The organism is Frankia sp. CcCS3 (assembly GCF_977927575.1).
On sequence record NZ_CDWRCL010000154.1, the window covers coordinates 900 to 10,038 of the forward strand.

Genomic DNA, 9,139 nt, shown 5'->3' on the forward strand with positions numbered 1-9,139 from the left:
CATTTCGACTCCCAACTACCTCGAGGCCGACATCCGGGATACCGACCGAATCCTGGAAGCCGCGGCCCGAACGCTGGACTTCACCCGGCCGGTCGCGCTCACCCTGCTGGGGGTGCTGAACTTCGTTCAGGATGCCGAGGAATCGCTGCGGATCGTGCACCGGATCCTGGATGCTGTGCCGTCCGGTAGTTATCTGGCCATCGCCCACGCCAGCAACGAGGTCTATCCCGAGGAGGCGGAGCGGGTGCGGCAGTTCTGGAACGAGAACGCCACACCACCCATTGTCTTTCGCGACGCGAAACAGATCGCCGTGTTCTTCGACCGGGTCGAGCTGCTCGAGCCCGGCGTCGTCTCGTGCTCGCGGTGGCGGCCGGCCTCCAATGATCTCGGTATCCCGGCCGAGGTGCAGCAGTTCTGCGGAGTGGGCCGCAAGCTCTGAGGACTTCTGCCTGGCGGCTCGTTCAGCCTCGTCGCCGGCCGGACGACGCGTGAGGGGACTTCCCCTCCCGCCGGGCCCCACCGATGATCCGAACGCGCCGATCCGCCCGGCGAGGACCGGACCGGCCCCGGGTACCGATCCCGCCGGGGCCGGTACCGGCCCGGTCGACGTGCCGAGCGTGCTGGTGGTCGCCGACAAGTTCCCCCCGGTGCTCGGCGGCATCCAGACGTTCGCCTGCCATCTCGCGGCCGGGCTTCCGGCCGACCGGATGGTGGTCGTGGCGCCGGCCGCCCCCGGCTACCGAATGATCACGGTATGGCTGCCGATGGCCCCGTCGGCCTGCGTCCTGGCCCTGTTGGTCCGCCGCGGCCACCTCTGACCCGCGCCACCCACCCCCGTCGGGGGATGGTCCCGCACCGCGTCAGGCCCACTCGTCCCGTCCGGGTGGACCCGCGGGCACCGAACCCAACGGCGATTACTCTTCGAATCAATGGGAATGCACAACGTCGGGATGCACAACGTACAGCTAGTTCTCGCGCGTGCACCGTCATCTGCCCATGCCATCCACCCGTCGGTCAGGGCCGCACCCGCGGTCCTCAGAGGGGGGAGACTTCATGAACTGGTCCCGTACATCACGTCGGTGCGCCTCGCGTGCCTTCGTCCTGACCGCCACGCTGGCAGCAGCCCTGGCCGCGCCGGGGCTGCTCAGCTCGGTGGCCGAGGCGGCAGCACCGACCGGCAGCCCGACGGGCAGATGCCCGTCGCTGCCCCAGATCGCCGGCCCGTTGCAAAGCTGGGAGACGGTTACCGCCCTGCCAGCTCCCCGTGCCCATCTCGCGGCCACCACGGGATGTGACGGACGGATCTATGCGATCGGCGGCCAAGCCGCCGAGACGGGCGCCGGCGGCGGCGCCCCGGGCTCGCCTACGGGGACGCCCACGGCAACGCCCGGCCCGACCGCGTCACCAACCACCACACCAACTTCACCGGCCGCCACACCCACCTCACCGATAGCCACACCCGCATCGCCGACGCAGTCGCCAGCCCCCACCGGGACGCCCGGAAGTTCCGCGACGACATCGACGGTGGGTCCGGCCAGCCTGACCCGGAAGCCGCTGGCCGGATCACCCGGCGCGAGTCCGACCGGTTCACCGACCACGCCCGCATCACCGATGGGCACCGGCTCACCCACGTCGCCACCGGGCGTCGCCCCCCTGACGCCGGTGGGAACGGTCCAGGTCTACGACCCGCGGAAGAACGCCTGGACGGACGCGCCCGATCTGCCGACCGCGCGTACCCATCTCGCCGCCGCGACCGACCTCGATGGCCGGATCTACGCGATCGGCGGCCGGTCCGGCAGCTCGAACCAGTCCACGGACATCGTCGAGGTGTACACCCCGTCCGACGGAAGCTGGTCGGCGGGGAAGCCCCTGCCGAGCGCCATGGGTGACCCGAGCGCGGTCCGCGGCACCGACGGCAGGATCTACGTTCTCGACGCGAAGACCCTGGCGATCTACGATCCCGGCTCGGACAGCTGGTCGACGGCCGGAGCGCCGCCGCCCGCGAACAGGGCTCCGGTCCTGACGGCCCTGCCGGACGGCCGGATCCTGGCCGCCGGCGGCATCGGGGCTGGCGGCGGCTCCGCACAGCGGGCGGCCACCGACGTCTTCGCCTACACACCGGGTTCGGATGCGGCCGAGAAGGGCTCGTGGGCCCAGATGTCCGACCTGCCGGACGGCATCGCGGGTGCCGCCGGGGCGACCGGCCCCGACGGCCGGGTCTACATCATCGGCGGGCGGGACAGCGCCGGGAACGTCACCGGGGCGGTGCAGGTCTACACCCCGAAGGACGACCGGTGGGCCGCCGGACCGACCAGCTCCCCCTCTACCCGGGCCGGGCATGCCGCGGCGACCGGTGGTGACGGCCGGGTGTACGTGCTGGGTGGAACGTCCAGCACCGGCAAGACACTGAACACCGCCGCCGCACTGAACAAGTAACGAACAACACCACCAGCCGGCGCCGGCCGCCCTGTCCCATGAGGCCGGCGCCGGCCGCCGGCCGCGTTTGCTGAGGTCAGTCCCGCTTGAATGCCTCCCGGCGCAACATCTGAAATAGCGTCGGGGCGCCTTCGCGGGTCGTCACGGCGACCGCCTTGTGCACGAACCGTACCTCGGTCGCCTGTTCGAGCAGGCTCGCGGCCAGGTCCATGCGGCTGGTGAAGATACCCGGTGCCTGGTCCTCGTGAAGCTCGTAGCTCGTCACCCCGGGCGCATCGAACAGACCCGAGGGACGCATGATCGTCTAATCCAGGTTGCTGTCGCGCAGAAGTTCCTCCATGCGGCGCATGTCACGGTAGGTCGTCTTGCCGATCGTCGCGGTGATCAGCGGCTGGAGGACCCGGTTAAGCAGGAAACCGCCATCGGCATGATGATGCGGCTCGGTGGCACTCGAGCTCACCACGACCACTCGCTTGACCCCGTGCCGGAACATCGCCGCAGTGATGTTCCGGATTCCGTCGCTGTAGATGTTGATCGGTTCGCGCGTGAACGGCACGCCAAGCGTCGACAGCACCACGTCGGCTCCTGCGACGGCCCGATCGACGGCCTGGGCGTCGTGCACGTCGGCCCCCACGACGTCGAGCCGTTCGTGCGTAATCGGGAATTCCGCCGGTCGCCTGGTCACCGCGACGACGTCGTAACCGGCGGCCAGCGCCTGCTCGGTCAGCAGCCCGCCGGTCGGCCCGTTCGCTCCGAACACGACAATCCTCATTGCTGCGCTCCTCCTGACCCACGGGTACGCGGATCACCTGCCTGTCGGATGTCCGTCGGATGTCTGTCGGATCCCGCCGGACAGATGTGACCGCCGCGCCCACCGGCCACCGGCTACCAGCCGTCCCCAGGACCCAGACGGGTGGCGTCACGGGGGTGGCCCCGTCACATCGGCGGTGCCGCGTTCGTCAACTGCTCAGGAGAGGCTGGTCCGGAGGGGTGCAAGCGAGGGGTGCAGGCAATGGACGATGCGACGTGGCAGGCCGAGCAGTTCGAGCGCCAGCGCCCGCGGCTGCAGGCGGTCGCGTACCGCATGCTCGGTTCGCTCAGCGAGGCCGAGGACGCCGTCCAGGAGGCATGGCTGCGGCTGAGCCGCTCCGGCGACGAGGCGATCAACAACCTCGGCGGTTGGCTGACGACGGTCGTGGGTCGGGTGTGCATCGACATGCTGCGTGCCCGCCAGGCGCGCCGGGAGGACTTCGTGGGCACCTGGCTGCCCGAGCCGATCGTCAGCGCCGAGGACGGTGACGGCCCGGAGCAGCAGACCGTGCTCGCCGACTCCGCCGGCCTGGCGCTGCTCGTCGTGCTCGAGACGCTCACCCCGTCCGAGCGGCTCGCGTTCGTCCTGCACGACATGTTCGCCGTGCCGTTCGAGGAGATCGCCCCGATAGTCGACCGGACCCCCGCCGCGGCCCGCCAGCTCGCCAGCCGCGCCCGACGGCGGGTGCGAGGCGCCCCGACGGTCCCGGACCCCGACCTCGCCGCACAGCGCAAGGTCGTCGCCGCGTTCCTGGCCGCCGCCCGGGCCGGCGACTTCGACGCCCTCGTCGCGGTGCTCGACCCCGACGTCGTGTTCCGCGTCGACACCGGCTCACGCACCCGGCTCGCGCCCGCGCTGCTCACCGGCTCCGCGGACGTCGCACAGCACACCGCCATCCAAGGCCCCCGCTTCGCGCGGCACTGCCAGCCAGCTCTGGTCAACGGCACCGCCGGGATCGTCGCGCGCACATCGACCGGTGTCATCGCCGTCGCCGGCCTCACCGTGCGCGACGGACTGATCGCCACCATCGACCTGATCCTCGACCCCGACAAACTCCACCGCCTGGTTCTCGCCGACTAGGGGTGTTTTTGACAGACCCCCGACAGACCCGGAGACAGTCTCGAATGTGTCAGCCTCGAATGTGTCAGCCTCGGATGTGGTCAACGGCCGGTGGGAAGGTAGGCGGCGATGATCGCGGTGGCCAGTGCGCGCTGCCCCTGGCCGTTGGGGTGGAACGCGGCGGAGAACGGCGTTCCGAGGGGGTCGACGTCGGGGGGACTGCCTGTACTGCTGCAGAACTCGTGCCCGGCGAAGGCGTTCTCGGTGTCCACGTAGGTCACGCCGGCCGCCCTCGCGGCGGCGCGGATCGTGCTGTTGAGGTCGTGGACGGTCTGGTTGAACCAGGCCGCGTCGGCCGGCTGGATGCGTACCCCCAGCTTCCCGAGGACGCTGACCGGGCACGGGGCGTCCAGAGTGTCGGGGAACAGCCGGGGATAGCCCAGGACGAGGATCCGTGCCCCGGGGGCGAGGCTGGGGGCCCGTCGGATAGCCCGGTAGGTCTCAGTGAGTTGTGGCTGCAGGGTGTTCAGAGCAGTCCCGACGGCCGGTGCGGAGTGCTCCCGGCAGGACGGGAGAAGTGTGGTCACGTGCAGTGCCGCACAGTAGACCGCGATGTCGGCGAAACCGATGTCGTTGCCGCCGACGGTGAGGGTGACCAGTCCGACGGTGTCGGCCGGCCCGTCCAGATAGGTGTCCTGTGGTGGGGTGCCAGGCCCCTGCGACGTGGAGAAGTCCCGGATGCGTGCGCCCGCGCAGGCCCCGAAGGTGAACAGTGGATCAGACGTCGCGGACGGCGGCGGGTCCTTGGTGGCCAGGGCGGCGTGGACGAGAGCCGGGTAGGCGGCGGTCGAGCGTCGGCAGCCACCGAATAGCCGGTAGCTGCCCGGGAGGTAGTCGGCGACGGGGCCGGCTCCGTCACCGGAGGAATACGAGTCACCCAGCGCGACGTAGCGCAGCGCGGTCAGCCTGGTCCGCGAGGATCGTGAACGGCCGAACCGGTCGGTCGCGGTCAACTGGAACACGTAGTTGCCCGGAACCGGGAGGGTCACCGTCGTGTCTGGCGTGTCACCGGCGAACCGGGCCGGGGCCGGTCCCGACAGCATCGTCCACGTTGTGGATGCCGCGGGGCCGGTGACCCGGCCGTGCAGGGCCACCACGCTCAGCCCGACGACTGTGCGCGAGCGTCCGGCCTGCACGGTCACCATCGCCTGCCGCAAACGTGGCACCGTCGTCACAGATGGTTGCGATGTCGCTGCCGCAACGTTCTGTCGGCTACGGGATACATCCGCTGCGCCTGTGTCACGGCAACCCGCGACCGCCACGGCCGCCACCAGGCCCACCAGGCCCACCACGAGCATGCTCCACCGGCATCGCCCGAGATCGCTACCCGTCATACCGTCATGATGACAGGCCGTGGAGTGGAGTCCACGGATGTGGCGTACGTGGAGTAGCAGTCCTGCGACGCCCAGAGCAGGCCTGCGACACCCCAAAGTGGCGGTCTGTAAATCGGGGCTCCGTGTCGGTCATCTCCTTCACCACCAGGAAGATCGTCGCAAACTGGGCCATCCCCGGCGGCGGGATTCCCGACATGGGCAACGTCAACGCCGACGGGACCCGGCTGTGGCTGTCCGGCCGGCGCAGCAACGTCGTGTACGTGTTCGACACCGGCGGGAACGGCGGGAACGGCGGGCCGGACCCGACGACCGGCCGGCTGTTGACCGAGATCCCGGTGGGCCACGAGCCGCACGGGCTCGCCGTCTGGCCGCAGCCCGGGCGCTACTCCCTCGGCCACACCGGAATCATGCGATACTTCACCGCCGCCCGCGCCGCGACCTTCCCGCGCCACTCCCGATGTCACGCGTAGCTATGACTCCACTACCTCTTGCTGCAACGGTCACGGGAACTCACCGACGGGAACCGGAAGGCGGATGCGCCAGGCCATGCCCACCGCCGTTCCCCGGCCTCGGCGGACGGTACAGACAACGCGTCTTCCGTGGCCCCCCCGCAGACCTCGTCCCTCCCCGGCACTTCTCTGGCCACCCGCCGTGCGAGCTGTCGCCCGGCGAGCAGACCCTGCCCGGCCGCAAACAGGTCTTCCGCCGGTCCGGCACAAACGACACGATCGGCCTCCGGGACGAGCGTCCACCTTCCCTGGGTGAGCCGCTGCTGCGGCTCGTCATGCAGGGCGGCCGGCGGATCATCGGCCCGGCGACGTTGGGAGAGGCCGCCGCTTCAAGGCCGACCTCGCCGATCTTCCCGCCCCCGCCCGACGGCTGGTCGAACCGGCCGCCCTAGCCCCCAACCTCACCCCGGCCCTGACGGACCTGCTCGCCCGCACGCGCACCGCGCACCTCGCCTGTAAGACGCCCAAGGGCCAACACCGTGCTTGACCTGCAGCAACGCGCCCAGCGAGCGCAGCCGTCCCACGGGCGCGCGTAGCCCGGCCGCGCGGCGGGCCTGATCTCAAAACGAGAATCAGGGTGACCATCGCTGGACCCTGACCCGGATCGCCACCGTGATCGTCCGTATGTTCGGGGTGTCCTACACTCTCACCACGAGTCGTGGCTGCCGATCACTGATCACCTGCGTGGAGGGTTGGGCCGCGGACGCCACCTGGCACGGCCCGCGACTGCGTGCGACCAGCCGAAATACCGATTCCCGAGATCACGTCTCATCATCGCAGGAGTATCTGCGGACATGGTCGATGGCCATGTCCAATGCTCGAACGAGCGGGCGATCGGTGCGATAAGTCTTGCTCAGCAGCAGACCGCCCTGCAACGCGGCCATGATGGCTTCGGCGAGCGCGGCCGGATCCGCTTCCGATCGAAGACTTCCCCGCTCGCGCATCGCGGTGAGTCCGGCAAGCAGCGGGGACTCCCATTCGGTGAAGCAGCTCTGCAGGACGCCACGGGTCCGCGGATCGCCATCGGCGAGCTCGTTGGCCAGGGACCCGAGCGGGCATCCGCCGGTGTGATCGACCGCGGCCCGTATCTCGATGATCTTGTCTCGCCAGCGCCCCAGGGCGGCCAGGGAGTCCAGGGAGTCCAGCTCCGGGCGCTGGGCCTGGACAACCTGCTGCGCCTGTTGCCGTATCACCGCCCGGATCAGGTCGTCCTTGTTGGCGAAGTAGTGGTACAGCTGCGACTTGCTGGTCCCGGTGACAGCTATCACATCGTCCAGACTCGTGCCGGCCGCCCCGCGCTCGCGCACCAGCTCGGCCGCGGCCGCCACGATGCGGGCTCTGGTCGCAGCACCCCGAGGGGTCAGTATCGGCACAGGCTTCATGGATCTCACGGACGGTAAGGCTAACCGAAACTGGACTTGTAAGTCCAATTCTAGCTCCGTACGCTGGACCAGGCAGTCCACTACTCAAAGTGGCAACACCGCCCGACGCGACAGCGCGAGGGAGCAACAATCATGAATCGGCTCGACAACGGCCAGCTCTTCCCGAAGGTCCAGGTTCCCAAGGTCGGCGGAGGGTCCCTCTGCCTGCCAGAGGACCTGGCCGGCCACTTCGGCGTCGTCCTGATCTATCGCGGATCGTGGTGCCCGTACTGCAACGCACAACTCGCGGCGTTCCAGCGGGCGGGCGACGCTCTCACGGATCTCGATGTCCGGGTCGCCGCGCTGTCCGTCGACGACGAGGAGAGCGGCCGCAGACTCGTCGACAAGCATCGCATCGATTTTCCCGTCGGTCACAGTGCCGACGTCGACGGGATAGCCGAGGCGACGGATGCCTACATCAATGATGAATCCTCCGGCGACCCGCGGCGGTACCTCCAGTCAACCGGTTTCGTCCTGGCCCCCAATGGCAGCGTGATCACAGCTGTCTACTCCAGCGGCGCCATCGGACGCCTGGTCCCTGACGACGTCGTCGGGTTGGTCCGCTACATACGCGACCACGGATGAGCGCGCATCCCACCGTGGAGCCGCGGCCAGACAACAACGCATTCCGGGTAAGCGAGGTATACACACCGTGAAAGCTGTCCAGATACACCGTTTCGGCGGATCCGAGGTCTTCGAGATCGTCGAGACTCCCACTCCGGCGCCGGGTCCCGGTCAGGTACTCGTCCGAGTCCATGCGGCCGGCGTCAACTTCGCCGAGGTCCTCATGCGTGAGAACCGGTATGCGGTGACACCCGATCTTCCTGCCGTCCTCGGCATGGAGGTTGCCGGCACCGTCGAAGCCGTCGGGGCCGGTGTCGGCGGGCTCGGGATCGGTGCCCGCGTCGCCGCGCCGCTGTTTGCCGCGGGCGTGTCATTCGGGGGTTACGCGGACCATGTCCTGATCAGCGCCGACTTCGTCGCCCCGCTTCCACCGGAACTACCGTTCGAGGATGCGACGGCGTTGATGGTCCAGGGACTCACTGCCCTGCACCTGACCAGGCAGGCACCGCCGAAGGGCAAGGCGGTGCTGGTCAGCGCCGCCGCCGGTGGGGTCGGCACGCTTCTCGTCCAACTCGCCAAGCACGCGGGGGCAAGGAGCGTGATCGCCGCCGCGAGTACCGCCGAGAAGCTCGACACAGCCCGTTCGCTCGGCGCTGACGCAGGAGTCGACTACACCCGACCCGACTGGGTTGAGCAGGCGCGCGCGGCGAGCGACGGAAACGGTCCCGATATCATTTATGAATCGGTCGGCGGCGCGGTGACGACCGCGAGTCTCGACGCGCTCGCCCCGCTGGGTGAACTCGTCATATACGGGGTCTTCGAAGTTAACCGGGGTGGGCGTGAGACCCCAGCCAGTTTGGTAACTGTGCGTAATGTTGGTTCGGCGTGGCCTGCTGTGACCTGATGTGGCATGCCTCGTGTCGTGACATGAATCGCCCACAACCC

General features: G+C 69.3%; 11 protein-coding genes and 1 pseudogene. 7 read left to right on the forward strand and 5 right to left on the reverse strand.

Translation table 11 applies throughout. The features are described 5' to 3' along the window. Together AC08OQ_RS13635 and AC08OQ_RS13640 are read left to right on the forward strand one after the other, a co-directional pair. The coding region (locus tag AC08OQ_RS13635) for an SAM-dependent methyltransferase (RefSeq protein WP_476605395.1) at positions 1–439 on the forward strand (439 nt) is incomplete at its 5' end. 49 nt (positions 440–488) lie between these two features. After that, positions 489–818 (forward strand): hypothetical protein, encoded by a 330-nt coding sequence (locus AC08OQ_RS13640; RefSeq protein ID WP_476602120.1) that lies wholly within the window; start codon positions 489–491, stop codon positions 816–818. Positions 819–1,304: 486 nt separating this feature from the next. On the opposite strand, the gene AC08OQ_RS13645 is transcribed toward AC08OQ_RS13640, so the two are convergent. Next, positions 1,305–1,619 (reverse strand): hypothetical protein, encoded by a 315-nt coding sequence (locus AC08OQ_RS13645; protein WP_476605396.1) that lies wholly within the window; start codon positions 1,617–1,619, stop codon positions 1,305–1,307. Here AC08OQ_RS13645 and AC08OQ_RS13650 point away from each other — a divergent pair. Then, positions 1,612–2,436: a Kelch repeat-containing protein gene (locus tag AC08OQ_RS13650; protein WP_476605397.1), complete on the forward strand. Its 825-nt coding sequence runs from the start codon at positions 1,612–1,614 to the stop codon at positions 2,434–2,436. The genes AC08OQ_RS13645 and AC08OQ_RS13650 overlap by 8 nt on opposite strands. A gap of 76 nt (positions 2,437–2,512) precedes the next feature. Here the strand turns inward: AC08OQ_RS13650 and AC08OQ_RS13655 are convergent, their stop codons facing one another. Together AC08OQ_RS13655 and AC08OQ_RS13660 are read right to left on the reverse strand one after the other, a co-directional pair. Then, the gene (locus AC08OQ_RS13655; protein ID WP_476602117.1) at positions 2,513–2,734 is read right to left on the reverse strand and encodes a hypothetical protein; all 222 of its coding nucleotides are present in this window, start codon (positions 2,732–2,734) and stop codon (positions 2,513–2,515) included. Between the two features lie 6 nt (positions 2,735–2,740). Further along, a complete protein-coding gene (locus AC08OQ_RS13660) occupies positions 2,741–3,208 on the reverse strand; it encodes an NAD(P)-dependent oxidoreductase (RefSeq protein WP_476602116.1) in 468 nt (155 codons plus the stop codon). Positions 3,209–3,448: 240 nt separating this feature from the next. On the opposite strand from AC08OQ_RS13660, the gene sigJ reads away from it, so the two are divergent. Further along, the gene (gene sigJ / locus AC08OQ_RS13665; RefSeq protein WP_476605398.1) at positions 3,449–4,327 is read left to right on the forward strand and encodes an RNA polymerase sigma factor SigJ; all 879 of its coding nucleotides are present in this window, start codon (positions 3,449–3,451) and stop codon (positions 4,325–4,327) included. A gap of 80 nt (positions 4,328–4,407) precedes the next feature. On the opposite strand, the gene AC08OQ_RS13670 is transcribed toward sigJ, so the two are convergent. Continuing rightward, positions 4,408–5,532: an SGNH/GDSL hydrolase family protein gene (locus AC08OQ_RS13670; RefSeq protein WP_476605399.1), complete on the reverse strand. Its 1,125-nt coding sequence runs from the start codon at positions 5,530–5,532 to the stop codon at positions 4,408–4,410. A gap of 281 nt (positions 5,533–5,813) precedes the next feature. Here AC08OQ_RS13670 and AC08OQ_RS13675 point away from each other — a divergent pair. Beyond that, positions 5,814–6,170, forward strand: a pseudogene (locus tag AC08OQ_RS13675) (YncE family protein); the annotation flags it as partial. An 800-nt stretch (positions 6,171–6,970) separates the two neighbouring features. Here the strand turns inward: AC08OQ_RS13675 and AC08OQ_RS13680 are convergent. Further along, positions 6,971–7,591 (reverse strand): TetR/AcrR family transcriptional regulator, encoded by a 621-nt coding sequence (locus tag AC08OQ_RS13680; protein ID WP_476605400.1) that lies wholly within the window; start codon positions 7,589–7,591, stop codon positions 6,971–6,973. A gap of 132 nt (positions 7,592–7,723) precedes the next feature. Between AC08OQ_RS13680 and AC08OQ_RS13685 the strand changes: the two genes are divergently transcribed. After that, entirely contained in the window at positions 7,724–8,215 is a 492-nt protein-coding gene (locus AC08OQ_RS13685; RefSeq protein ID WP_462203903.1) for a redoxin domain-containing protein, read from the forward strand. A 67-nt stretch (positions 8,216–8,282) separates the two neighbouring features. Further along, positions 8,283–9,098 (forward strand): quinone oxidoreductase family protein, encoded by an 816-nt coding sequence (locus AC08OQ_RS13690; protein WP_476612096.1) that lies wholly within the window; start codon positions 8,283–8,285, stop codon positions 9,096–9,098. Positions 9,099–9,139: the final 41 nt, after the last annotated feature.